Origin of the sequence: Cesiribacter sp. SM1 (assembly GCF_020178975.1) — a bacterium.
Lineage (GTDB): Bacteria > Bacteroidota > Bacteroidia > Cytophagales > Cyclobacteriaceae > Cesiribacter.
The window spans coordinates 139748-164616 of sequence record NZ_JAHXBU010000094.1 but is presented as its reverse complement, the minus strand read 5'-3'; the positions used below and the strand labels follow the sequence as shown (position 1 = coordinate 164616).

Here is a 24869-nt window from a genome sequence, read left to right as displayed (position 1 = left end):
TAATTGTTTAATGTGCTAATTTGGAAGGGCAGTTTGTATCAATGTGCTGATGGAGGATCTGCAGCGGCATGAACCCCCACCTCATACCTAAACCCATACCCCTAAAATGCTTTAAGGCTGATATCCAGTGGCTGGGCAGAGTGGGTGAGGGCACCCACAGAGATATAGTCAACGCCACTTTCAGCCACGGCCCGGATGGTACTTTCTTTAATACCGCCAGAGGCCTCTGTTTCGAAGCGTTTACCGATGAGCTGAACGGCCTGCCCCATTACCTCCGGGCTCATGTTATCGAGCATGATCCGGTGAACGCCGCCTGTTTCCAGCACCTGTTGTACCTCCTGAAGGCTGCGGGTTTCTACTTCTATTTTCAGTGAAAGCCCCTGTTCTGCCAGAAATTTATTAGTGCTCTCAATTGCCTGCCGGATGCCGCCTGCAAAATCGGTATGGTTGTCTTTGAGCATTACCATATCGTAGAGGCCATAGCGGTGGTTGTAGCCACCGCCGATCACTACGGCCCACTTCTCGGCCATGCGAAAGTTGGGTGTGGTTTTTCGGGTATCGAGCAGTTTAGCGCCGGTGCCCTCAATTAGCTTTACCATGCGCCGGGTAATGGTGGCAATGCCACTCATGCGCTGCATGCAGTTAAGCACCAGCCGTTCGGCGGTAAGAATGCTGCGGGCACTGCCGCTTACCTCAAGGCCAATATCGCCCTTTTTCACGGGGCTGCCGTCTTTCAGCAGTACCTTTACCTGCAGCCGGGGGTCTACCTGGCGAAAAATGTGCAGCGCCATTTCCACACCGGCTAGTATACCCTCATCTTTGATGAGCAGGCGCGCGCGGTTTTGGGCATCGGCCGGCACCGAGGCAAGGGTAGAGTAATCTCCCGGACCTACATCTTCCAGCAAAGCGGCAGAAATAAAGTCGGAGAGGCTCTGTTCGGTTATGTAACTGAGATTCACGGCGCAAAAATAAAAAAGGCGCTGCAATAAATAGCAGCGCCCGGGCTCTTATGTTTGTCTGGAAAGTATGTTTTCCACTATTATTAACCTTCCAAACCTAAATTTCTTATTCTTCGGCTATGTTCAGCAGCTTTACCTTATAGGTATTAGCCTCTCCCTTTTTTACCAGCATAAATATGCGGTAGGAGCTGCCCGATCCATAAGCATAGCGGCCAATGGCATATTGGGTACCATCGCCGGAGGCACCCTGGTGGATAAAGCTAAAACTGCTGGGCGGGTTTTTATCAAAAAACTCCTTCAGCACAAAGGTAGCCTGCTCCTTGGTGTAATTACCTGATTTATCAAGTATGGTAAGCTCCACCATATCATTAAAATGGCGGGTAAGCTCCCGGGAGTTGCCTGCTTTAATTGCATCGCGCACCCCGTTCATTACACTTGGCGTTGTTTGTACGGTATTTGCTATTGCCAGCATGCCTGCAAGGGCTACCAATACCAACATCAAAAGTATTTTTTTGTACATCTCTGTCTTCTCCTGTCAATCCGCAGTTTATACTGCTAAAATTATGCCAAAATAAGCATTAATTTGTTCTGCTGCTAAGTTTGGCGATAAATCAAAACCTTCCTTTATGATGCTCCATGTTTAAAAATGGGACTATTTTTCCCTATTACCCTAATAATAGCTAGTTTTGTTCAGCTAACAACCTTAAACATGAACAACAAAGTAATTCTCATGATACTGGATGGGTGGGGCCTTGCACAAAATGCAGCGGTTTCTGCTATCGACAAAGCAAATACACCCTTCATCGATAGTTTATATACGAAGTACCCGCACAGTAAGTTGGAGGCAAGTGGTTTGGCGGTAGGTTTACCCGAAGGGCAAATGGGTAATTCGGAGGTTGGCCACATGAACCTGGGTGCCGGCCGGGTGGTATACCAGGACCTGGCAAAGGTAACGAAGGCACTACAGGATGGTGAATTAAAACATAACAGTGTACTGCAGGGAGCTTTTGTGAATGCAAAGCAAACCGGCAAGAAACTACATTTTATTGGTTTGGTGTCTGATGGCGGTGTACACTCCCACATTGAACACCTGAAAGGCCTGCTATCGCTGGCACAGGAGGCAAATGTACCACAGGTGTATGTGCATGCCTTTACCGATGGCCGCGATACCGACCCTAAGAGCGGCGCCGGCTTCCTGCAGGACCTGCAGCAGCACGCCCAGACAACAGGCGCTAAAATAGCAACCGTAATTGGCCGTTATTATGCCATGGACCGCGACCGTCGCTGGGAGCGTGTTAAAATAGCCTACGATGCCATGGTGCACGGCGAAGGTAAGCCTTCCCGGAATATACTGGAATCGCTGCAGCAGTCTTATGCCGAAGGTGTAACCGATGAGTTTATCATGCCGGTCATCCATACAGATGAGCAGGGCCAGCCACTGGCAAAGATAGAGAATGGCGATGTGGTGATCTGCTTTAATTTCCGCACCGACCGTGGCCGTCAGATAACCCAGGCACTTACTCAGGAAGATTTTCCCGAGCAGAACATGTACAAACTTGCGCTGCACTATGTAACACTCACCAATTACGACGAGACCTTCCGGAACGTAGGCGTTGTTTTTGAGAAAGATAAGCTGCAGAACACCCTGGGGGAGGTACTTAGCCGCAATGGTAAAACCCAGATCCGTATTGCCGAAACCGAAAAATACCCGCACGTAACCTTCTTCTTCAGCGGTGGCCGTGAGGTTCAGTTCGAGGGTGAGAGCCGCCTGCTGTGCCCATCGCCTAAAGTGGCTACCTACGACCTGAAGCCGGAAATGAGTGCCTACGAAATTCGCGACAGCATTATACCCGAGCTACAGAAAGGTGCTCCTGATTTTGTTTGCCTTAACTTTGCCAACCCCGATATGGTGGGCCATACCGGTGTGTTTGAGGCTGCTGTTAAAGCCTGCGAAGTGGTAGATGAATGTGCCCGAGCCGTAGCAGAAACAGCATTGGCCAATGGCTACACGATACTGATGCTGGCCGACCACGGCAATGCCGATTTCATGATCAATGAAGATGGCAGCCCCAATACGGCCCACACCACCAACCTGGTGCCCTTTATTATGCTGGGCGGACCACAGGGCGCCAGGCTTAAAAATGGCAAACTGGGTGATGTGGCCCCTACAATTCTGCAACTAATGCAGGTTCCTCAACCCGCCGACATGACCGGCAATGTACTGATAGAAGCATGAAGTGGATTAGCTATTTGCTAAGCCTGATAAGCCTGATGAGCTGTGCTGAGGCCGACCGTGGTACGGAAGGCCCCAGCCAGTCTATTAGGGAATACTACAATGTAGATAGCCTGCTGGTGCAGCAAATAGATGTATTGGCAGCAAACAGGGCACGGCTTGTTAAAACAGTGGTGTACGGAGGCAGCGAGGAGGTAGACACAGTAAGCCTTACCGAAGACAGTCTGGAGCAGGAGCTGCAGTTGTTCAACGAAATGAACATCAACAGGCCTGTGTTAAGCGGCCGCTACATTAAAACTGTTGCCCAAAAAGAGGGCCTGGAAGTTACCCGTTACCAGGCCGATGAGCCCGACGACCTGCGGGTAAACTACCTGGAGGTGTACCGCCTGGCAGGACAGGTGCAACGGCTGGAAGCCCTGTTCAGCGATAGAAACTACCTCTACAACAGCACCCGAAAGCTGGTACTCAGCCTCAATGAGCAGCAACTCCCCCAAACCTACAGCATTGAAGGTATCCAGAAAATGATTTTTAAGGATAGGGTGGAGTACAGCATAGAAGGGCGCTTTATCTATTAAGTGCTGTTGAACGCTGCGGAACCAGGTTCAGTAGATATATCTCATACTATCTTGCTGTTCCCTTAAGCTCCAGGGGTGCCTGCTGCGGTTCTTTGTTGCCTACATAATACAAACGGATAGAGCCGGCCAGTTTTGCCTTTAGGGGGTACTTGTCGAGCCAGCGAAACCCTGTGTTGGCTTGTAGCTTATCATTGATGATGGGTCTGAAAGAAAGCGAATTACAGGTTTCGGCGGGTGTAGCCATTCCTCCCCATACGCCTCTGTAGGCCACCTCGCTAATGGCTACCCAACCTTCTGCTACTGAATCAGGCGACAGCGTTTTTATCGGGGGTAGTCCATACCAGCAGTCCTGGCCCAGGCCAAAGTAGGAGAGGCTTAACGATTCTATCTTGTTCTCCCGGCAATATTCTGCCAGTTCAAACATGCCCTGTCCCCAGTCCAGATCGCTATCAATTAGTAGTTCGCCTGGTTCCTCTCCTGCAATAGGATTAAAGTAGGAGAGGTAGGCAGGATAAGCTGTTGCAGCAATAGTAAGTTGCCAGAGTACCAGGGTAAGGGGCACAGCTTTTTTCCAGCGTGCACGGGATCGTTCCATTACATGCCCGAGCAGCCTTATGAGACCTATTGAGGCGCCTATGGCTCCTAAAGGATAAATGATGAGGATGTGCCTGATGCCAATGTTAATGTTGCTGGTTAAGCCTCCCAGAATAATAATGAAAGGCAACAGCGAGAGTGCCATCGCCTCCCAGTTTCTTGGGCCATCTAGGCGGAGGCAGGCACCTGTAGCCCCTGCCAGGAGAAGCAGTAAAAAAGGCAGGGGTGTTTTAACAAGGGTAGTTATCGAATAAAAGTACCAGAAACCTTCTACAGATACTTCTCCGGCAATATAGGCCAGGTGTCCCTGTTGGTTGTGGAGCATGAGCAAGGCCAGGCCGGCAAACCATTCAGGCGCCGGCAGCCACAGATTTCCATAGGCGGCAGAGATAGCACCCTCCTGAATAGCGGCCTGTATGGTTGGCTCGTTGCCAAGCGTGCCTGTAGAAAAACCAAAGAATGCCCACACAGATAAAAATGCAGCAACTATGCCTGCAGCAGCGCTTTTTAGTGCCTTCAATCCCCATATACGCCCGGATAAGCCTGTTTGCGCTAGTCCGTAGAATCTAAAGAGCACCAGCATTAGCAGTGCAGCTGGCGGAAAAAATGCCAGGGCTGAGTATTTGCTTAGCAAGGCAGCGGCCATGCTTATTCCAAACATACATGCCCTGCGGAAGGTAGGTTTGTTTAACCAGCGGGCAAAACTGAAAATAGAGAGGGTGAAGAATGCAGCAAATCCTATATCGGTAGTGGCCAGACCGCTGTGAGCCAGGATGGGAGGGAGCAAGGCATACATGCCTACTGCCAGAAATGCTGCCTTGTTTCCGCCCAATGCTCTGGCCCAGTACCACACAATTCCTACAGACAGGAGAAACAGGGGTAATACAAAGAGGCGCATCCAGCCTAACTGTTCTTCAATAGCACCCATTTCAAAATATTTCATGTCGTAGGATGCAAAGAAGTAATCTGTCATTGTTGTCTGCTTCCCCTTAAGGGGTGGGCTGATGTTATGTCCATTCAAGTATGGCCCCAGTGCTATGAACACACGTGCCAGCGGTGGATTTTCAGGCCAGGCAGTATAACTTGCTTCCTGCAGCCATTCCATGCCGCAGTATAAATGGTTGGGCTCGTCAATGGTTAAAGACTGTTTTCGGGAGCTGAAAAAAACCAGCCCTGTGGCGATGATGACTAATAGAAAGGTACCGACAGGATACAACTTGCTATTAAATAGGGGGTGGGGTAGCATAGCTGGAGGGGGTATAGGATCATAAAAATTTGGTAAAGGCCTAAAAAATATCCGTTTTATACAATTTAGTGATTTGTAAACTAAGTTGCTCACAGACAGTGATATATATTTGATCTGCGGTGATCAGTGGGAGGAGTACTGCTACTCTGTTCAGCAAAAAAAAAGCCGGCATGGAAACGCCGGCTGATCAGGTTCAGGTAATGTAATTCTAAGGCTGTGATGGGCAGAAGGCTACTCCCAACTACACACCACTAGGCTGCCATGCTCCTCGTCGTTCTTCACATTGAGGTAAAGGTCTATTTCCTGCTGCAGTTCTTCTACGTGCGAGATGATACCCACAATACGATTCTCCTGGCGCAGCGACTTTAGCGTATCGAATACAATGCGCAGGCTTTCTTTATCCAGTGAGCCAAAGCCTTCATCCAGGAAGAAGAAGCTCTGGTCGGCTCCGTTGAGGCTCTTCACGTTCTCGGCCATGGCAAGAGCAAGGCAAAGCGCTGCCTGAAAGCTCTGGCCGCCGCTTAGGGTTTTAAGCAAGCGTGTTTTGCCGCCGTTCAGGTGGTCGCGCACAATAAAATTGTTGCCGTCGTTTAGCTCCAGGCTCAGGTTGTTGCTGGTGAGTTTGAAGAAGCGCTCGTTGGCAGAGCGGCAAAGGTCCTGCAGGTGCATGGTAGACACAAAGTCTACAAAGCCGCTGCTGCGGAAAAGGCCCGCCAGCTCCTTCAGGTTTTGCAGGCGTTCATCCAGGGCATCTGCTTTTTTCAGCAGCTCGGCCTGCTTATCCAGCTGCTTCTGCATCTCATCGGCCTCACGCTCCTTCTCAATTTTTTCCTTGCGTGCCTGCTCCAGTTCTTTTTCCAGCACATCAAGCTCCTGCTGTAGCTCGCGGTGGGCTGCAGCATCGTACACCAGGCCATTGGTCTGCAGCTTAAGCTGCTCCAGGGTGCTGGTGGTGGTGTTTAGCTGGTGGTAGTAGTTATCGATCTGTTCCTGCTCCCGATCCTGGTCCAGCGACTGGCGCAGAATTTCTTTGATGGTTTCCAGGCTTATAAAGCCTTTTTCGCGGCAAAGCTGCTCCAGCTCCTGCTGCAGCTCTTCGGTTTTTTGCTGCAGCTGCCTTGCATGTGCCTGCTGTGCTTTTAGCTCGCCCTGCAGCTGGTTATGGCGCTGCTCGGCCTGCTGGCGCTGCAGCTGGGCCTTTTCAAAGCCTTCTACCGCATCCTTTAGCTGCTGCCGGCCTTTCTGCAGGCTTCCCTGCAGTTTAGGGAGATCAAACTTCAGCCAGGAGAGCCGCTCTTCCTTTAGCTGCGAGGTAAGGGTGTTTTGCTCTGCCTGCAGGCGATCCCATTCCTTTTCGGCATTTTGAGTGGCTGCCCGAAGTGTTTCGCACTCCGCCTGCTGCTTCTCCAGCTTCTGGCGCTGGCTGCGCACAAGCTGACGGGCCTCCTGCAGCTTGTGCTGATGCTGGCGGGTTTCTTTCAGCAGCTGCTCAAGTTTCTCCAGGTTGTGCTCCTGGTATTCTGGCCAGTCAAAACCTGCCTGGTGCTGCTCAAAACGGCTTTTAATGGTCTGAAGCTGCGTTTGCCTGTGCTCATAAGTCTGCTGCTGGAGCTCGTGCTTCAGGCGTAACTGCTTAAGATGTTCCTCCAGCACTTTCATCTGCTGGCTCTCGTGCAGGTGCTTTCTTAAATCGTCTTCACACTTCTTTAGTGCTTCCTGCATATGCTGGATTTGCAGGGGCTTTGGATGGTTATCGGAGCCGCATAGCGGACAACTGCCACCTGTCTGCAGCTGCTGGGCAAATCGGGAAAGCTCCTGCTGTACGGCCAGGCTTTCTTTATGTTGTAGCAGCTGCTGATGCTTTTTGTCAAGCTCCTGGTGTTTTGCAGACAGATTGTTGAATACCAACTCCCAGTTATTGTCGGGCAGCAGAAACTCGTAGCCATTAATAAGCTTACGGCGGTTATGGGCAAAGTCCTGCAGGGTTTGCAGCAGCTCTTTGCAGCCATCTTCTTCCTTTTTCAGTTCCTGCTGCAGCTCCTGGCAACGCCTGTGCCACTGGTGGGCTTCGGTAAGGCGGCTGCCGTCATGGGCTTTGTCTTCCAGCTCATGCAGCTGCTTTTCTGCTTCTTTAACCTGGGCCTCCAGGGCTTTTACGGCTGCTTCGGCCGCTTTAGCCCGCTGCTGTGCCTGTTCGGCCTGCTGCTGTTTGCGGTGTAGCTGCTCTTCTTTTTGCTTGATGAGCAGAATGCGCTCCAGGTCATCACAGCTGGCTTTTATGTCGTCGCGTTTATCCCACTTTTCTTTGCTTTGCTGGTAAGCTTCTTCAGCCTCCTGCAGCTGTTTTTGTGCTGCGGCAGCATCGGTATTCAGTTTTTGCAGTGCTGCCTGCTTTTGCTGCAGTTCCCTGCCCAGGTTATCCTGCTGGCGCAGGCGCTCCGAAAAATAGGTGTAGGCCTTTCGGTAAGTATCCAGGCGCTGGCTGCGTTGCTGCCATTTATCCTTTTCCAGCTCCAGACCTTTGAGGTGGTGCTCCAGCTGGTCGAGCTGCTCCCAGAGCTTGCGCAGGGTATCATGATTTTTTTCCTGGCTGTACAGCTTCTGGTGCTGGTGGTGCAGGGTAGATACCCGCAGGTCGGCCTGCTGTGCCTCCTGCTGCAGCTGTACGAGCTTTTCAGGACTTATTTCGCCAATGTTCTTGAGCTGGCCTTTCAGGTTTTCCAGCTGCATTTCTGTTTGCTTTTGCAGCCTGCCGGTTTGGGGAGCCAGGTCGTACTGGTGTAGCTGAAAGAGCTCTTTCAGCATTTTGGTGCGCTCACCGCTGGTCTGGTCAATAAAGTCGCGGAAGCGGCCCTGGGGAATGATCACCGTCTGGCGGAAGTGCTTGTACTCCATGGCCAGCAGGGAGGAGGCATCTTTCTGGTTCTCCAGGGGTGCCCAGTCGCCATTCTGCCATTCATAGTAGCGGCGGTCGCCAACCTTTACCTCTTCAAACTTTTCGGGTTTGCTGTTCCTTTTTGCACTGCAAACAGCCTTGTATTTTTTACCGTTTTCCTGCCCGGCCTTAAAAATAAATTCAATGTAGAACTCCCGGCTCTGCAGGTTCAGCATGTTATAATAGCGATCGTCGCCGCTGCGGTTGAGCCGCTCTGTATCATCGAAGAGGGCAAACATAATGGCCTCCAGGATGGAAGACTTACCGCTGCCCACCTGTCCGAAAATGCCAAACAACCCGTTTGACGAAAGCTTCTCAAAATCGATGTGCTGCCGCTTGCGGTAAGAATACAGGCCTTCTATGGTGAGGGAGAGAGGAATCATGTTTGGTATTGGGTATAGCGTTTTGGTATTTAGTACAGGCCATTCATACAGGCACTAAAGCCCCGGGTGCATGGGCCTGCCCCTAATCCATTGTTGTTGATCTGCCATGGTTGCGCTAAAAGTTAACCTTCATCATCCAGTATTTCCCTGAATAACGCCATCATGGTTTCGTTGGGTTCCTGGCCCTTACGAGATTTGAAGTAATTCTTAAAGAGGTCGGACATATCTAGCTGACGGTCAGCGTATTGACTCTTAAAATTTTTTTCTTCACCTTCCCTTGGGCGAGGCTCGGGAATGATGTTTACGATACCATCATGGGCTTTGGTGAGTGCTTTGCGGATTTTGGCATCCAGGTACTGATCGCATACCATGGTGAGCTCCACAAAGGTGTTGGGATTTTCCTGCAGCCAGCCAATGGCTTCGTCCAGCTCCTCGAAGCGCTTGCGGTGCAGGCTGCGGCCGCTTTGCAGGCGAATAGGTTTCATTTGCACTGGTTTGCCGGGCTCAGCATCCAGCAGAATTATAAATTTAGGCTGGTTAGCTTCGCTAAAGCTGTAGGCCAGCGGGCTGCTGCTGTACACCACCGGGCAGGGTGTTTTGCTTACCACCTGGTAGCGGTGCAGGTGCCCCAGGGCTACGTATTGCAGCTGCGAAGGCATGTTTTGGGTATAAATGGCCTGGGCGCCGCCCATGTGCAGGATGGGGCGTTCGCCATCGCCTTCTTCTTCCTCGGTTGGGTTATCCTGATCGGTAACGAAAAGGTGGGTCATGAGCATGTTTACACCCTTATCATCGCAGTAGGTATTGGCCAGGTGCTGCCAGTGCTCCTGCAGGAGGCGGCGCAGCTCTTCTTCGCGCTCCTCTTCGCCCAGGTACTGGCGCAGCGTAGCTTCGTTGGCATAAGGGGTAAGGAGCAGGCGCAGCGGGTACTCATAGCCCGGTATGCGGATCTCTGCAAAGCCTGGCTCTGAGCGCAGCAGCTCCATGCCGGCTTCCATTTTACAGTCTTTTATTTCGCAGAGCGGGCGTCCGCATAAAATAATGCCGCAGGCGCGGGCCAGTGGGTCGGGGGCATTGATACGGTCGGGGGAGTCGTGGTTGCCGGCAATGCCAATAACGGCGCGTTTACCTCCTTTGGCCAGGCGGTGCAGGCTTTTGTAAAAAAGCTCTATGGCTTCGTTGGGTGGGCTAAAGGTATCATACAGGTCGCCGGCTATGAGTACTACATCTACCTCCTGCTCATCTGCAATGCGGCAGATCTCGTCCATCACTTCCCGTTGTTCTTCCAGCCGGCTGTAGGTTTGCAGGCGCTTTCCCAGGTGCCAGTCGGCGGTATGCAGTATCTTCATAATCTCCTTCCCTCTGCTATCAGGTCTGTAAATTACTAAAAAAATGAGCAAAAAATCCTCAGGCGTTTTTAAACTTGCGTATAGAACATTAGGTTTGGCAAAAAATTATTTTTTATGGCTAGTTCAGATAAATATACATTAGAAACTGCCCCGGCAGAACGTTGGCTGGAGGAATGGCGCGGATTGGGAAATATTGGCTTTGTAGAAGGTACCCTGGATGAGCTGTTAAGCTCCAGTCATCCCGATGCGCGCCTTTGCCAGGAAGCCCTGGCAGCTGCAGAGGTTGTAGCGGCGGCCTATGGAAATCCCTCCGATGGCCTGGAGGCAGAATTTATAAAAAAGACTGAACGTTTTGATGAGGATGATGTAGAGGAGCTGGTTTCCAAAGCCAACAGCGCTATTGATATTATTCTTGTAGACTCCGACCTGCGCGACCGCTGGCTAAACAGGCCTGATACCGAAGAGTGGGTGGCGGCCATGCGCGATCTAAAAACTAGGTTGAAATAAGCTGCTGAGGGCTAAAGGCTTTAGCGGCAGTTTCAAAGGATAAGAAATCAATTCCCGATCCATAAATAAGCCCTGATCTGGTGAAGATCGGGGCTTTTGCATGTTTGATAGTTATGCTGCTAAATGTGGTGCAGCTATTATTTTCTTCTGCCACCCAGGATAGAGGCACCTGCTTTAATGGAAAGATAGCTGTTTTTAACGGTTACAGACTCCCCGCCGAGAGTTGTTGATTCAATTTTGGTGTTGGGTACAATATTGTACTCAATCATGAAGTTAAAGTGCCCGGCATCAAAGCCTACACGGGGATAAAATCCAAAAGTAGTACTTTCTCCGGCTCCGGTATCATCGCCATTTTCAACTGAAACCGCGGCCAGCGAGTAGATGCCAAAGCCAGCCCCTACCAGAGGCCTGAAGGTTGCATTGCTGAAATAGTACTGACCGCTAAGGGTGTAAGAACCAATAGCTGCAGCATCAAGTGAGTAGTCATCTACATTAGTTTCAGAATAGCCTCTTACAACAATTGCTCCTTCCACTCTTAAACCAACGGCAATTGCATCATTGATGCGATACATTGGTTCACCATAAATAAGGATTCCTCCTCCTGCGCCTTCTCCCCCGGGTATGGCATAGCCAAGACCTAGGCCGATCTTAAATGGTTTGTACTCCTGGGCATAAGATGCTCCAATAAACAGGAACAAACCTAACACACTTAGTAACAGCTTTTTCATCTTTTTTTGGTTGAAGTAAATTTGTTAAGGATGCTTTTTGATGGTTACTGCAAATGGCCGCGGCTAAAAGCAGTGGCGGATTAAAGCCACCAGTGCCTGCGTCTGGTCCAAAAACAACAAATCAGAGAAAGCCACTCATCTGTCTACTCCTGTACAGGGAGTAATATTATGAGGAGGTATAGGATAATGTCAATAATTTATTAAAGGTATACAACAAGCTTCCAAAATCCAATAGGTGTTGTTAGATCTTTTTGTGTAAGTGGTTGAGTGAAAGATTGTAAGCGGCTTTGTCTGGATCCTGTGCCAGTAAATACTCCATAAAGCGTGACCTTGAATAAAAAAAGCCCCGGACCTTTGTAAGGCCCGGGGCTTGTGTATGTTATAACTGTTGTGCTACTGAATGTAGTACTGTTATTATTTTTTTCTGCCACCCAGGATAGAAACACCAGCTTTGATAGCAAAGTAGCTGTTTTTAACCTTGATTGGATCTGCACCTGAAGTTGATTCGAGTTCGGTAGCAGGAATCAGGTTATACTCAAGCAGGAGGTTGAAGTGACCAGCATCGAAACCAACACGTGGATAGAAGCCAAAAGTAGTGCTTGCGCCAGCACCAGAATCACCTGTGCTTTCCAGTGTTACTGCAGAAAGTGAGTAAAGGCCAAGACCCAGACCTGCTAATGGTCTGAAGCCACCATTGCTGAAGTAGTACTGACCACTAAGAGTATAAGAAGAGATACCTGCAATATCGCCGGAATAGCTATCTTCAGTTGAAGATAAACCTCTTACTACAAGCGCTGACTCCAGTCTTAAACCAACGGCAATTGCATCATTGATACGATACATTGGTTCACCATAAATCAGGATTCCTCCTCCGGCACCTTCACCACCAGGGATGGCATAACCAAGGCCAACACCAATTTTAAATGGTTTGTATTCCTGAGCATAAGATGCTCCTACAAACATAAATACACCTAAAACACCTAATAGGAACTTTTTCATTTTCTGTTTTTTTAATTTGTTAAGGGTTGATGCAAACTTAGAGAAAGACTGAAGCTGTAGAAAATCAGAAAATGGTGTATTATTACACATTGGGTAATGTTACCATTCCAGCCGGGATTTCCTGCCCATTTGTGTTTAGACATCTATTTAAGTTCCTGAAAGTCAGTGCTGGCCCGGGTGCTTGCCACATAATAAATTAAATTTTAGCTTAAGCTGTGAGGTGATATTTGGCTGTATCTGGCCGGTATAAGTGGAAAAATGACAAAAGTCATGCTTTAGGTTACACAGGAGCAGGCGATTAAAGAGCTATCGCTTTACTTATATCCATCCCGTTCAGGAGAAATCTCCTGTTAAAGAGCATCATTAACGTGAAAGTAGTTGATTTGATTTTTGTTATTCATGCTGGTAAAACAAAGCGTTTGATGCGGGCCAGGGAGTGGAAGAAAAAAGGCAGCCCTTTTAGCTGGCTGCCTTTGAGAATCAAACTATAGGATCAAATGCCTGTGCGGGCCTACCGGTTTGCCTGAAGCTTGGCAAATTCTTTTGCAAAATAGGTAAGGATAATATCGGCACCGGCCCTTTTTATGCTTAGGAGAGTTTCCAGCATGATGGCTTCGCCGTTGAGCCAGCCACGCTCGGCTGCTGCTTTCACCATAGCATATTCACCACTTACATTATAGGCAGCAATAGGCAGGTTGTAATTGTCTTTTAGTAGCTTAATAATATCGAGGTAGGCCAGTGCAGGCTTTACCATCAGGAAGTCGGCTCCTTCGGCGGCATCCAGATCTGCCTCCAGCAGTGCTTCGCGGCTGTTGGCCGGGTTCATCTGGTAGGTTTTTTTATTGGTGGGGATGCCTTCACCTTCGCGGGGTGCGCTATCCAGCGCATCGCGGAAAGGATTGTAGAAGGCGCTGGCATACTTGGCGGTGTAGCTCATGATGCTTACGTCAGTAAAGCCCCGCGCATCCAGGGCATTGCGCAGGTACTCCACGCGGCCATCCATCATATCTGAGGGCCCAATGATGTCGATGCCGGCCTCTGCCTGGGCTACAGCCATTTTTGCCAGCACTTCCAGGGTTTCGTCGTTCAGGATCTTACCGCCGCGAACCAGGCCGTCGTGCCCGTCGGAATTGTAAGGGTCCAGGGCTACATCACTCATCAGGCAGGCCTCAGGTAATTCTTTTTTTACCCTGCTGATCGCCTGCAGGTAAAAGTTCTCCGGATTGTAGCTAAGGCTGGCTTCTTTGTCTTTCTTTTCATCCGGAAAAGCCGGGAACAGGTCGAAGGTGGTAATGCCCAGCTTGAGGCATTCTTCTATTTCTTTCAGGAGCAGGTCTGGAGAACGGCGGTATTGGCCAGGCATGGAGGCCACCTCTACCTGCAGGTTTTTACCATCAATAACAAAGAGCGGGTAAATAAGATTGCGGGTATGCACCTGGGTTTCCTCAACCATGGCGCGTATAGCAGCCGATTTTCTATTGCGACGTGGGCGGTATAGCATAGCTTGAGTTGTTCTTGTTGTACCTTTAATTAGTACTTAAGGGTACTTAAATTAGTTCGGCAAAGGTACAAAAAAAGCAGCTATGCCAGTGGCAGTTCTACAGTGAGAATGTAGGCTTACTATCTGGCAAGGCGGTACCCTATGCCTATCTCCAGGGGTATGATGCCGAAGGGAAAGTAGCTTGCCGCAAGCTTGTATTGCTCCTGACTCCTGATGGGAATGGCTGGATTCTGCACTCTTTGATAACTGGAATCTAAGTGAATAGCCGTAAGAGGTGCTTCCAGCTTCAAGAACAGGCCCGAGAATTGGTAGCGTATGCCAGGGCTTAGGAGTAAACTGTTATACCAGTGCAGCGCTTCAGAGGGAAAAGATGTACGGATACCGGGATTGTTTTTATACTGACTTAGCTGTGTAGCCCAGCCTGCACTTACGTAGGGCTTGAAACGGGCATTATCATGCCTGAAGAAAACATAATAAGCTACATTAAGCCCAAGCGAACGGTTTGTGGTTACTGTTGGGGTTGCAAGAGGCTGGCTATTGTAGAAATAAGTTTTTCTGGTATTCAGGCTAATGTTGTTCAATCCAATTTCCATGAGCCGGTTGGGCCGCCTGCTCCAGCCTGCCGCCACTTCAAAATTATGCAGGTTTACTACCTTGTCTGTTGTGTTGTAGCCGGGCTGCAGGCTTAGGGTAAACTGCAGCTGCCGGGCCGCCTCCTGTTTTTGCGGTGCAAAGGATTGGCTGGCTACGCTTTTCAGTTCAGCAGCCTGCTGGGCAATGCATAATTGGGTGCCGCTTACAAGCATGCCAATGGCCAGTAAAATCCGCTGCATGAGCTTTATTTTTTCCATTTGTTGTGCAGGAAGAGGTAAATGCGTTGGCCAGCCCTTAAACATTGCGCCCTGCCCAAGACGAAGTTCTGCAAAGGCTCCGCTGCCGGCTTGCGTATACGCTTTCCCTCCCGGTAATGCTTTTTCTGAAACAGATTGCATTTACCTGTGCTGATTACTCCGGAACTGGCATTACGATGCCAATACTGGCACTACGCTACTAATAACCTTACTCCGCCAGTTGCGGAGATTGGCTATAGTGGGTATCTACCTCCAGTTCTTCGGTGCCAACTACCAGTCCGTTTACAATAAAGCTCTGGTTCTGGCCAGATAGCCTGGTAATGGTGTAGGTAGGCTGGGGGGCATGCAGTTCTTCAATCCTCACCAGCCGCACCAGGCTATGTTCACTGGGGTAGCCAATATGATTGAATATATCGCCGCCTTCAATTTTTCTGAAAACGCCCTCATAGCCTGTATACAGGCGCGACTTAGCCGGGTCGAAAGAAGCCCATTTGCCATACGACAGCAGAAAGGGGTGGTCTGGTGTGGTAGTAATGGAAGTGCCGTTATCAAAATTTAAACGCAGCAGTTTGCAGTGGGTGGCCATGGCCGTGCCCAGTATTTCGGCTGGCTCTGTTTCTTCTGTACTCTGGTTGTAAGAGAGTACCATATCGCCCTCGCGCAGCTGTTCTATTGGCCTGAAGCTACCATCGGCCATGCTTACCAGCGATCCTTTTACAAAGCAGTGCACATCAAGGCCATCGAAAAAGATCTCTGTAAGGGCGGTGTCTTCGTATTTACTTCCCTTGTACACATCTACAATCTCGAAGCGCAGCACCATTTCCGGTTGCTGGGGTGAGCGCCCCCAGGGTTCGGGCAGTTTAAAGCTTTGTTCGGCGCGGCTGTCTTCGAGCTTCAGCAGGGCAGTGGGTTTGTCATTTACAAAGAGCTTCAGGGTTCTTACACGTCCGTTTTCCTGCCAGGCCTTTTCATTTTTTACGTAGCCGTTGTAGATTTTTATTTCGGTAATACGGGGGCTGCCGGCGGCAAAGCGGTATTCGAGCCATTCGCCAAAGCCATTGCCATGCACACCCTCCACCCAGGCACCTGTAAAGCTGAGGTCGTGGGCTTTTTCTGCCTCGTAGCTGTTGCGGCCCTGGGGTTTCAGTGCAGAGGATGCCGTGATGGCATAAGGGCCACCGCCACAATACCAGCTGCAGGCAACACCCTCTATATGCTCAAGGCTTTCCATCGATTCATCAAAGGTGTATCTGAGGTTGATGGCTTCCAGCTCCCTTTTTTCATCTTCGGTAAGGTTGGAGCGGAAAGCCAGCTTTCCCCACTGTTCAAATGCTTTGTAGGCCTGTGGGCTCAAATCTGGAGTATAGCCCAGGCCAGGCCGCCAGAGGGGCAGCTGCTGAGCAGAGGCAAATGTTGATGCAAAGAGGAGGAGCAGGAATAAAACGCGCATAATGTCTGTTAGTATTCGTTACAAGAATACACTATCCTGCAGAATCTTTTGCGCTGGTGTAAGTCTTTGTTAATTTGTTAAAAATTTACTGCTATATGAAGAGAACAATTGTGTACGGTGCGGCAGCGATAGGACTGCTGGCTGCTTGTACCTCTACACCTGCCACCACAGAGGTAGGGCAGGGCGCTAATGGAAGTTCAGAAATGCAAACACCCCAGTATCCCGTTACCCAAAAGGTTGATACCACAGACACCTACTTTGGGCAGCAGGTGGCCGATCCTTACCGCTGGCTGGAGGACGACCGCTCTGCAGAAACAGAAGCATGGGTAAAGGCCCAGAATCTGGTAACAGAAACCTACCTGGATCTTATTCCTTACCGGGATGAGATCAAAGACAGGCTCACCGAGATCTGGAACTACCCCAAGACCGGAGCGCCCTCACGCGAAGGCAATGCCTGGTACGTTTACCGCAACAACGGCCTGCAAAACCAGTACGTGCTCTACCGCATGGACCAGCCCGGCCAGGAGGGGCAGGTATTTCTTGACCCCAACACCTGGAGCGAAGATGGTACCGTAGCCCTGGGAAGTATAAGCTTTTCTAAAGACGGCAAGTATGTGGCCTACTCAGTGGCCGAATCGGGCTCCGACTGGCAAACAGTTCGTGTAATGGATGCTGCGAGCCAGAAGCAGCTGGAAGATGAAGTGCGTTGGGTGAAATTTTCGGGCATGAGCTGGGCCGGCGATGGTTTTTATTACAGTGCCTATGATGCTCCCAAGGAAGGCGATGCCCTGAAAGGCAAAAATGAATACCATAAAGTGTACTATCATAAGCTGGGTACCCCGCAGAGCCAGGATAAGCTGGTGTATGAAGATAAGCAGCACCCCCTTCGTAATTTTTACGCGCAAACCACCGATGATGAGCGATTCCTGATCATCAACGGATCTGAAGGTACCAGCGGCAATAACCTGCTGGTAAAAGATCTTAGCAAGCCCAACAGTGGGTTTGTAACGGTGGTAGAAGATTTCAAAAAAGACCATAATGTAGTGGATGCCGATGGTAACAGCCTGCTGCTGCTCACTACGCTGAATGCGCCCAATAAACGCCTGGTGCGGGTAGACCTGAGCATGCCACAACCACAAAACTGGATAGATGTAATTCCGGAAACAGATCGTTTACTGGAAAGTGTGGAAACGGCCGGAGGTAAGCTTTTTGTAACCTATATGCAGGATGCAGCCAGCAAAGTGTACCAGTATAGTAAGCAGGGCAAGCAGGAGCGCGAACTGCAACTGCCCGATATTGGTACCGCCAGTGGTTTTGATGCCAAGCCGGAAGACAAGGAGCTATACTATACCTTTACCTCCTTTACAAGCCCCGGCACCATTTATAAATACAACATCCAGACGGGAGAGAGCACCCTGTTTGAGGCGCCAAAGCTGGATTTTGACTTTACCAAGTACGAAACCAGGCAGGTATTCTACACCAGCAAGGATGGCACAAAAGTACCTATGTTTATTGTGCACAAAAAAGGCCTGAAGCTGGATGGCACCAATCCTACCTACCTGTACAGCTATGGCGGTTTCGACATCAGCATGCGTCCTGCCTTTAGCGTGGCACGCCTGGCGTGGCTGGAGCAGGGCGGCATCTATGCGCAGCCCAGCATCCGGGGTGGTGGTGAGTACGGACAGGCCTGGCACGAGGGTGGCATGAAGCTAAACAAGCAAAATGTGTTCGACGACTTTATTGCTGCTGCCGAATACCTGATCAGTGAAAAATATACCGGCAAGGAGAGGCTGTCGGTAAGCGGAGGCTCTAACGGTGGTCTGCTGGTAGGTGCGGTTATGACTCAGCGCCCCGACCTGTTCCAGGTAGCACTGCCTGCGGTAGGGGTGCTGGATATGCTCCGCTACCATAAGTTTACCATTGGCTGGGCCTGGGCGGTAGAGTATGGCAGCTCAGAAGATAGCGAAGAGATGTTCCGCTACCTGCTGGGCTACTCGCCCCTGCACAATGTAAAAGAAGGTGTGGTATACCCGGCTACCCTGGTAACCACCGCCGATCACGACGACCGCGTAGTGCCGGCGCACAGCTTTAAGTTCATCAGCACCCTGCAGGAAAAAGCTGCTCCGGGCAACCCGTACCTGATCCGCATTGAAACCAAGGCAGGCCACGGGGCCGGTAAGCCAACGGCCAAGCAAATAGAAGAGTGGGCCGACCGCTATGCCTTTACCTGGTACAATATGAACTTTACGCCAGATTTTGACCAGCTGCAAAGCAAAAACGTGCAGATGAAATAATTACTGAAGTGTAATCAGCGGAAATGTAAGCGGCGCTACTGAAAAAGTGGCGCCGCTTTTTATTTATGATATTAAGCTTTAGATACAAAGCTGGTAACCTATAGCTGCCGATTCACTTTTCTTAGTGCTTTGCGGTGTTTCCTGTTTAGCTTTTTTCCTTTTGCTTCCAGCCAATAGCCAAAATCTTTTGCAACTTTGCCTTCATTGCGTCGATCAGTAGAGAAATATCCGGTGCTTACTTTTCTAAGTAGCTCATGCTCATCTGTAAAACCCAGCGAAATTAGCGTTCCTGAATAGGAAATTGAGGTAACATAGCGATTGCTTGGGGTGAAATAAAAAGCGACGGGAACAGGAATTCCTCCTGCTGCCAGCGCTAATGGACCACCTATGCCTACCACAGTTAATAACAAAGAAGAGGTTTTATCAGCTTGGGTGGCCAGCCTGCAATCCAGTATGTGCATATGCATGTCTGCAAAAGCCGGGTCTGCTGCTATCATAAACTTGATCTTGTTCTTTACGCGTCCGTTTATTTTGTAAAAATACTGTTGCGCTGAAATCTTCAGCGATTCTTCAAATTCAGGTCGTACCTCTGCAGATTGTACAGCAACAGCCACCCATATCGTATCAGGCAGGTTCAAATAGTCAAGTTGCTGGGCTGTTAACAGCTTGGTGGTCAGCAGAAATGCAAAGAGTAGCAGGTGCTTTTTCATCAGGATAGAGATAGACTAACAATTGAGAGGGTTGTAATTTAAAAAAATCAGTCCTTCTTTCTAACATTATTCAACATGATGTTATGATATCTAAATCTGTTCACATACCAGGAAAATAGAATACACATCAGCCATCCAGGAAAGATTTAATACCTTTGCATTTAAATGAGAGACAGAGAAAATATCATAATCCGCACGGGTACCCGCGAAGATCTTCCGCAGGTACTGGGCCTTATTAAGGAGCTGGCCGAGTATGAACGTGCTCCCCAGGAGGTAGATAATACCGTAGAGCGTATGGAGCAGGATGGCTTTGGTCCGGAAAAGGTATTTGATTTTTTGGTGGCTGAAACCGAAGGTCGTATTGTAGGACTGGCACTTTACTACTGGAGCTACAGCACCTGGAAAGGCAAGTGCATGTACCTGGAAGACCTGGTTGTTACCGAAAGCCAGCGTCGTTTTGGTGTGGGGCGCCTGCTTTTCCGGGAGCTGATTAAGATAGCCAAAGAAAAAGATGTGCGTCGGTTAAGCTGGCAGGTGCTGGAATGGAACGAGCCGGCCATACAATTCTACAAAGGAATAGGCGCCCAGCTCGATCCTGAGTGGATCAACGGCCGCCTTACCTACGAGCAGCTGAAGAGCATTGGGTAATATCAGTACCGCTGCGGCAGGCCGCCCAACACTGAATACCCAATACCAACCCTATATCACCTGCTCCATGAGGGTACGGAAGGAGAGGGCCTTTTCGCCGTAGCGCTCGGCATGCTGCTGGCGCAGGCGAGGGGCATAGTCGCGCAGGTAGTTGTCCATATCGTTGATGTCGAGGGCAAAGTACTGTATTGCGTAAGTGCGCCCGCCTTCTACCTCATTCAGTATTCTGAAGATTTTGTGGTCTACAAATTTGCGGGTAGCCATCATCTCCGGAATGTGGATTTCCTGCATCCACCGGAGCCAGTCTTTTTCTACGCCGGGATCTACACTTACAGTTACGTTATATAGTATCATAGTTTTTTCTGTTCCTGTTTGGGTAATTATAGAACAAGACTTACACAAAGTCTAAAAAAATGCATTAATTTTCAATGTTGATGCAACGAACAATACCTTCTGAAAGCCTGGCATCTGCCAAACGTTACGCCCCTTTGCTCCTGGCGGCATCTTATGCAGCAGGAGTGGTAGGATTGCTGTTGCCACAGAGCAGGCAGCTTTTTCAGCTGCTTACGCCCTTTCATTTGCTGCTTACTGCAAGTATACTGTTTTGGTTTCATAAAGGCTGGAGCAGGCAGTTTATTCTGTTTTGCCTCGTAGCCTTTGGGGTAGGCTATGGTGTGGAGGTGGCTGGCGTACATACAGGCAAAATCTTTGGAGAGTACCGCTACGGTGGCGCATTTGGTTTCAAAATCTTTGAGGTGCCCCTGTTAATAGGGCTAAACTGGCTGGTGCTTGTTTACATAGCCGGGGTTATTTGTGCACCGCTTAAGTGGCCTGCCTGGGCCAGGGCAGGAATTGCAGCTGCACTGCTCATAGGGCTGGATGTGTTGATGGAACCTGTTTCGGGTACCTTCGATTTCTGGTACTGGGCCAATGATAAAATACCCCTGCAGAACTTTGTTGCCTGGTTTGCTACAGCCTACCTGCTGCTGCTGCTGTTTTACCTGCTGCCCCTGCAGCGGCAAAACAGAATGGCACTGCCTTTATATATTATGCAGCTCCTCTTCTTTGTTTCTTTGCTTTTGTTTACGTAAAATGCAGCCAGTGTTAAACATGATGGCGCACTTTCAGTTACTAATTGCAAGAACTATAGAATAGAGGATATGGTGGGGTTGTTTACAGCAATTGGTAGTTTTATTTTGATGGAGGTGGTTTCCTGGGCTATGCACAAATATCTGATGCATGGGCCACTCTGGCGAATACACAAAACACATCATGTGCATGGAAAAGGTTTCTTTGAACTTAACGACCTGTTTTCGCTGTTTTTTGGCAGCATTGCAGTAGCGTTAATTGTGCTGGGATTGGAACATGACAACCTGTATGCAGTAGGAGCCGGTATAGGTATTTCTGTTTATGGTTTAACATATTTTGTGTTGCATGACATACTCATACACCGGCGTATAAAAGCGTTGGGACGTTTACAAAATCCATACCTGAAGGCACTGGCAGATGCACACCGCGATCATCATCGCACCCGGGAACGGGATGGTGCTGTTGTCTTTGGCTTATTATGGGTTCCGATTCGATACTTCAGACAGCAAAACCGGAAAGGGAGGATAGCGTGAGCCACTACTCTATTAAAGATCTAGAACATCTTTCAGGCATTAAAGCCCACACACTGCGTATTTGGGAGCAGCGGTATAACTTTCTGCACCCCAAGCGCACAGATACCAACATCCGCCTTTACGACGATGATGACCTAAGGCTCATTCTGAATGTATCGCTGCTGCGCGACAATGGCTATAAGATCTCTAAAATTGCCGGCATGGATGCCAAGCAGATCGGCGAAGCCGTGCGGCAGATCACAGACCAGCAAACCAGTCACCACAACGAGCAGATCCATGCCCTTAGCCTGGCCATGATTGACCTGGATGAGGAGCGCTTTGAGAAAATTATGTCTACTAACATTCTGCAGCAGGGTTTTGAGCAAACCATGCTGCAGGTGGTGTTTCCTTTTCTGCGCAAAATAGGGGTGCTCTGGCAAACCGGCTCTGTGAGTCCTGCCCAGGAGCACTTTATTTCAAACCTTATCCGCCAGAAGCTTATTGTGGCCATTGATGGCACCTATGTCTCCAGTAAAGACAAGAGCCGCAAATACCTGCTGTATTTACCCGAGGGCGAACTACATGAGCTAACCCTGCTATTTTGTTATTACGCGATTAAGAGTCGTAAAAACAGGGTAATTTACCTGGGGCAGAATGTTCCGCTGCCCGATGTGGAAAGTACCTACCAGATCTATAATCCGGATTATGTACTAACGGTAATTACTACCAACAAGTCGGTTGCCAAAACCCAGAAGTACATAAACATGATTGGGGATAAGTTTAAGGGAGCGCAACTGCTGCTTTCGGGCTACCAGCTGCTAAGCAACGACCTTAAGCTGCCACCCAATGCAACTTTACTGCGGAGGCTGGAAGATTTTGTTTCGCTGCTGGCGCAGCGTAGCGAAAAAAGCATATTTCAGGAATAAGAACGCTGTTGTTGATGCATATTGACAGAACCTGTATAAAATCTTAAACAGATGGGGATTTAATCCTCAACAATTATTGCCAACCCACCCTTCAAAATTAGGGTGGGTTTTATTTTTTATTCTAAAATATTTTTCAGCAATAAAAATTAAAAATATCATATAAGTACAACGTAACCCTCCTGTATTAGAGCCGTATATCTATCACAGACGATTTTCATACTATTCTGCAGCTTCTCCGGAAGCAGCCTTCTCCTCCTCTGAATTGGTCAAGACACTTTTTAACTTTTTTCTAAAAAACTTTTACAAAGTCTTGACATTTAGGTACAACCTTATAATTTTGTTTATAGACTTTTTAAGCCAACTTAAACATTTTTTGCATGACAGCACTAGAGTTCAGCTATTCCCTCAACAAGATGTCAAAATCCCTAAAGCCATTTGCGCTTAAGCTTACCAAAGACATGGAGGAAGCCAATGATCTGTTGCAGGAGACCATCCTGAAAGCCTTTACGAATCGAGATAAATTTGCCGACGGTACCAATCTTAAAGCTTGGTTATATACAATTATGAAAAATACCTTCATTACCAACTATCAGCGCATGGTAAGAAGGAATACCTTTATCGATACTACTGATAACCTGCACTACATTAACTCTACTGAGAACATTACAGAGAATTTAGCATACACAAGCTTTGCGCTTAAAGACATTAATGAGGCCATTGTAAATCTGGAAGATGCTTACAAAACGCCTTTCATGATGCACTTCCGTGGATTTAAGTACCATGAGATTGCAGATAAATTAAACATTCCAATAGGTACGGTAAAAAACCGCATACACATAGCGCGTAAGGAGCTTAAGGGCAAACTGAAGAACTATGCGGTGAAGTAGCCAGAGGCCACTTCATGAACAAAAATATAGTAGTGATAGGAGCAGGCTTTGCCGGTTTGGCAGCTGCTTCATGTCTGGCTAAGGCCGGGCACTCAGTAACGATAGTAGAAAAAAACATAACCCCCGGTGGGCGCGCTCGCGCGTTCCAGGCTGGGGGTTTTATGTATGATATGGGACCCAGCTGGTACTGGATGCCCGATGTTTTCGAGCAGTACTTTGGCCTTTTTGGCCACAGTCCGGCAGACTTTTACGAGTTGCGCCGCCTGGACCCTTCCTACCGGGTGTTTTTTGGAAAGGGGGAGGCGCTTGATTTGCCTGCTGCCATGCAGGACTTATGCGCACTCTTTAACAGCCTGGAGCCAGGCAGTGGCAGGGCGCTGCAGGAGTTTCTGCATCAGGCGGCCTATAAGTATAAAGTAGGCATGCAGGACCTGGTGTACAAGCCCGGCCGCAGCCTTAAAGAATTCATGAACCTGCGCCTGCTGCTTGATATACTCAGGCTCGATGTGTTTAAGTCGCTGCACGGGCATGCACGTAAGTTCTTCAGCCATCCGCAGTTGCTGCAGATTGTAGAGTTTCCGGTTTTGTTCCTGGGCGCTACACCACAAAATACACCAGCCCTTTACAGCCTTATGAACTATGCCGATATGGGCCTGGGAACCTGGTACCCCATGGGTGGCATGCATAAAATAGTAGAGGGCATGGTAAAAGTGGCAGAGGAGCAGGGGGTGCAGCTGGAGCTGGATTGCCCGGTGCATGAAATAGTGGTAGAGAAGGGCAGGGCTACTAAAGTAGTTACAGCCCGCGGAGATTTTAAAGCCGATGTGGTAGTGGCAGGAGCAGACTATCATCATGTGGAACAGGAGCTGCTCGATCCGCAATGGCGTACCTATGGCGCCTCTTATTGGAAGAAGCGTACCATGGCACCCTCCAGCCTGCTGTTTTACCTGGGTGTGAACAAGCGCCTCAGGAACCTGCAGCACCATAACCTGTTTTTCGATCGCGATTTTGGGCAGCATGCACAGGAGATCTACCAACAGCCGCAATGGCCCAGCGATCCGCTCTTTTACGCCTGTGTTCCCTCCGTTACAGATCCTGCAGTAGCACCTGCCGGCTCTGAAAACCTGTTTCTGCTGGTGCCGGTTGCCCCCGGCCTGGAGGATACCGAGGAGATCCGGGAGCAGTACTACCATCGTATCATGAACAGGCTGGAAGACCTGACGGGCCAATCGGTGGCAGATGCCGTGGTGTACAAGCGCAGTTATGCACACAAAGACTTTGTTGGTGATTATAATGCCTTCAGGGGCAATGCGTATGGTTTAGCCAACACCCTGCGCCAGACTGCACTCCTGAAGCCATCGCTGAAAAGCAAAAAAGTGAAAAATCTCTATTACACAGGCCAGCTTACTGTGCCGGGCCCGGGAGTTCCGCCTTCGCTTATATCAGGGCAGGTGGTAGCCGGTGAGATTAGTAAAGACATAGCAAATTAACAT

At 49.3% G+C, this 24869-nt stretch carries 23 protein-coding genes; 11 read left to right on the top strand and 12 right to left on the bottom strand.

All coding sequences use genetic code 11. The features are described from left to right. Nucleotides 1-101: 101 nt before the first annotated feature. Together nadC and KWJ01_RS24955 are read right to left on the bottom strand one after the other, a co-directional pair. Nucleotides 102-959, bottom strand: a complete 858-nt coding sequence (gene nadC, locus KWJ01_RS24960; protein ID WP_224999858.1) for a carboxylating nicotinate-nucleotide diphosphorylase — start codon at nucleotides 957-959, stop codon at nucleotides 102-104. Between the two features lie 106 nt (nucleotides 960-1065). After that, on the bottom strand, nucleotides 1066-1458 hold the full coding sequence (locus KWJ01_RS24955; RefSeq protein WP_224999857.1) for a DUF4783 domain-containing protein: 393 nt from the start codon (nucleotides 1456-1458) through the stop codon (nucleotides 1066-1068). 210 nt (nucleotides 1459-1668) lie between these two features. Between KWJ01_RS24955 and gpmI the strand changes: the two genes are divergently transcribed. Then, complete coding sequence (gene gpmI, locus KWJ01_RS24950; RefSeq protein WP_224999856.1) at nucleotides 1669-3195, top strand: 2,3-bisphosphoglycerate-independent phosphoglycerate mutase; 1527 nt, start codon at nucleotides 1669-1671, stop codon at nucleotides 3193-3195. Further along, on the top strand, nucleotides 3192-3767 hold the full coding sequence (locus tag KWJ01_RS24945) for a hypothetical protein (protein ID WP_224999855.1): 576 nt from the start codon (nucleotides 3192-3194) through the stop codon (nucleotides 3765-3767). The genes gpmI and KWJ01_RS24945 overlap by 4 nt, the downstream gene beginning before the upstream one ends. A gap of 46 nt (nucleotides 3768-3813) precedes the next feature. Here the strand turns inward: KWJ01_RS24945 and KWJ01_RS24940 are convergent, their stop codons facing one another. The 3 genes from KWJ01_RS24940 to KWJ01_RS24930 all read right to left on the bottom strand — a co-directional run bounded on the left by KWJ01_RS24940 (nucleotide 3814) and on the right by KWJ01_RS24930 (nucleotide 10274). Beyond that, the gene (locus KWJ01_RS24940) at nucleotides 3814-5466 is read right to left on the bottom strand and encodes a glycosyltransferase family 39 protein (RefSeq protein ID WP_224999854.1); all 1653 of its coding nucleotides are present in this window, start codon (nucleotides 5464-5466) and stop codon (nucleotides 3814-3816) included. A gap of 372 nt (nucleotides 5467-5838) precedes the next feature. After that, a complete protein-coding gene (locus tag KWJ01_RS24935; RefSeq protein ID WP_224999853.1) occupies nucleotides 5839-8925 on the bottom strand; it encodes an AAA family ATPase in 3087 nt (1028 codons plus the stop codon). 122 nt (nucleotides 8926-9047) lie between these two features. Then, the gene (locus KWJ01_RS24930; protein ID WP_224999852.1) at nucleotides 9048-10274 is read right to left on the bottom strand and encodes an exonuclease subunit SbcD; all 1227 of its coding nucleotides are present in this window, start codon (nucleotides 10272-10274) and stop codon (nucleotides 9048-9050) included. 114 nt (nucleotides 10275-10388) lie between these two features. Here KWJ01_RS24930 and KWJ01_RS24925 point away from each other — a divergent pair, with 114 nt between their 5' ends. Then, nucleotides 10389-10781 (top strand): DUF4259 domain-containing protein, encoded by a 393-nt coding sequence (locus KWJ01_RS24925; protein ID WP_224999851.1) that lies wholly within the window; start codon nucleotides 10389-10391, stop codon nucleotides 10779-10781. Between the two features lie 137 nt (nucleotides 10782-10918). On the opposite strand, the gene KWJ01_RS24920 is transcribed toward KWJ01_RS24925, so the two are convergent. Continuing rightward, nucleotides 10919-11509 carry a hypothetical protein gene (locus KWJ01_RS24920; RefSeq protein ID WP_224999850.1) on the bottom strand — a complete coding sequence of 197 codons (591 nt, stop codon included), beginning with the start codon at nucleotides 11507-11509 and terminating at the stop codon, nucleotides 10919-10921. 414 nt (nucleotides 11510-11923) lie between these two features. After that, on the bottom strand, nucleotides 11924-12508 hold the full coding sequence (locus tag KWJ01_RS24915) for a hypothetical protein (protein WP_224999849.1): 585 nt from the start codon (nucleotides 12506-12508) through the stop codon (nucleotides 11924-11926). 368 nt (nucleotides 12509-12876) lie between these two features. Between KWJ01_RS24915 and KWJ01_RS28110 the strand changes: the two genes are divergently transcribed. After that, nucleotides 12877-12999: a hypothetical protein gene (locus KWJ01_RS28110; RefSeq protein WP_255651208.1), complete on the top strand. Its 123-nt coding sequence runs from the start codon at nucleotides 12877-12879 to the stop codon at nucleotides 12997-12999. Between the two features lie 20 nt (nucleotides 13000-13019). Here KWJ01_RS28110 and hemB read toward each other — a convergent pair whose 3' ends face one another. From hemB to KWJ01_RS24900, 3 genes are all read right to left on the bottom strand, one after another. Continuing rightward, nucleotides 13020-14009 (bottom strand): porphobilinogen synthase, encoded by a 990-nt coding sequence (hemB, locus tag KWJ01_RS24910; RefSeq protein ID WP_224999848.1) that lies wholly within the window; start codon nucleotides 14007-14009, stop codon nucleotides 13020-13022. A 119-nt stretch (nucleotides 14010-14128) separates the two neighbouring features. Continuing rightward, nucleotides 14129-15001, bottom strand: coding sequence for a hypothetical protein (locus tag KWJ01_RS24905; RefSeq protein WP_224999847.1), 873 nt, complete (start codon nucleotides 14999-15001; stop codon nucleotides 14129-14131). Nucleotides 15002-15068: 67 nt separating this feature from the next. Next, entirely contained in the window at nucleotides 15069-16310 is a 1242-nt protein-coding gene (locus tag KWJ01_RS24900; RefSeq protein ID WP_224999846.1) for a hypothetical protein, read from the bottom strand. Between the two features lie 95 nt (nucleotides 16311-16405). Here KWJ01_RS24900 and KWJ01_RS24895 point away from each other — a divergent pair, with 95 nt between their 5' ends. Continuing rightward, nucleotides 16406-18604, top strand: coding sequence for a prolyl oligopeptidase family protein (locus KWJ01_RS24895; RefSeq protein WP_224999845.1), 2199 nt, complete (start codon nucleotides 16406-16408; stop codon nucleotides 18602-18604). Nucleotides 18605-18702: 98 nt separating this feature from the next. Here the strand turns inward: KWJ01_RS24895 and KWJ01_RS24890 are convergent, their stop codons facing one another. After that, on the bottom strand, nucleotides 18703-19314 hold the full coding sequence (locus KWJ01_RS24890) for a hypothetical protein (protein ID WP_224999844.1): 612 nt from the start codon (nucleotides 19312-19314) through the stop codon (nucleotides 18703-18705). Nucleotides 19315-19479: 165 nt separating this feature from the next. On the opposite strand from KWJ01_RS24890, the gene KWJ01_RS24885 reads away from it, so the two are divergent. After that, nucleotides 19480-19962 (top strand): GNAT family N-acetyltransferase, encoded by a 483-nt coding sequence (locus KWJ01_RS24885; RefSeq protein WP_224999843.1) that lies wholly within the window; start codon nucleotides 19480-19482, stop codon nucleotides 19960-19962. A 51-nt stretch (nucleotides 19963-20013) separates the two neighbouring features. Here the strand turns inward: KWJ01_RS24885 and KWJ01_RS24880 are convergent, their stop codons facing one another. Next, entirely contained in the window at nucleotides 20014-20316 is a 303-nt protein-coding gene (locus KWJ01_RS24880) for a DUF4286 family protein (RefSeq protein WP_224999842.1), read from the bottom strand. Nucleotides 20317-20396: 80 nt separating this feature from the next. Here KWJ01_RS24880 and KWJ01_RS24875 point away from each other — a divergent pair, with 80 nt between their 5' ends. From KWJ01_RS24875 to KWJ01_RS24855, 5 genes are all read left to right on the top strand, one after another. Next, the gene (locus KWJ01_RS24875; protein WP_224999841.1) at nucleotides 20397-21053 is read left to right on the top strand and encodes a carotenoid biosynthesis protein; all 657 of its coding nucleotides are present in this window, start codon (nucleotides 20397-20399) and stop codon (nucleotides 21051-21053) included. 69 nt (nucleotides 21054-21122) lie between these two features. Further along, nucleotides 21123-21584 carry a sterol desaturase family protein gene (locus KWJ01_RS24870; RefSeq protein WP_224999840.1) on the top strand — a complete coding sequence of 154 codons (462 nt, stop codon included), beginning with the start codon at nucleotides 21123-21125 and terminating at the stop codon, nucleotides 21582-21584. Continuing rightward, nucleotides 21581-22489 carry a MerR family transcriptional regulator gene (locus tag KWJ01_RS24865; protein WP_224999839.1) on the top strand — a complete coding sequence of 303 codons (909 nt, stop codon included), beginning with the start codon at nucleotides 21581-21583 and terminating at the stop codon, nucleotides 22487-22489. Before KWJ01_RS24870 ends, KWJ01_RS24865 begins: the two co-directional genes overlap by 4 nt. A gap of 377 nt (nucleotides 22490-22866) precedes the next feature. Then, on the top strand, nucleotides 22867-23376 hold the full coding sequence (locus KWJ01_RS24860; protein WP_061989948.1) for an RNA polymerase sigma factor: 510 nt from the start codon (nucleotides 22867-22869) through the stop codon (nucleotides 23374-23376). Between the two features lie 14 nt (nucleotides 23377-23390). Continuing rightward, nucleotides 23391-24866 (top strand): NAD(P)/FAD-dependent oxidoreductase, encoded by a 1476-nt coding sequence (locus tag KWJ01_RS24855; protein WP_224999838.1) that lies wholly within the window; start codon nucleotides 23391-23393, stop codon nucleotides 24864-24866. Nucleotides 24867-24869: the final 3 nt, after the last annotated feature.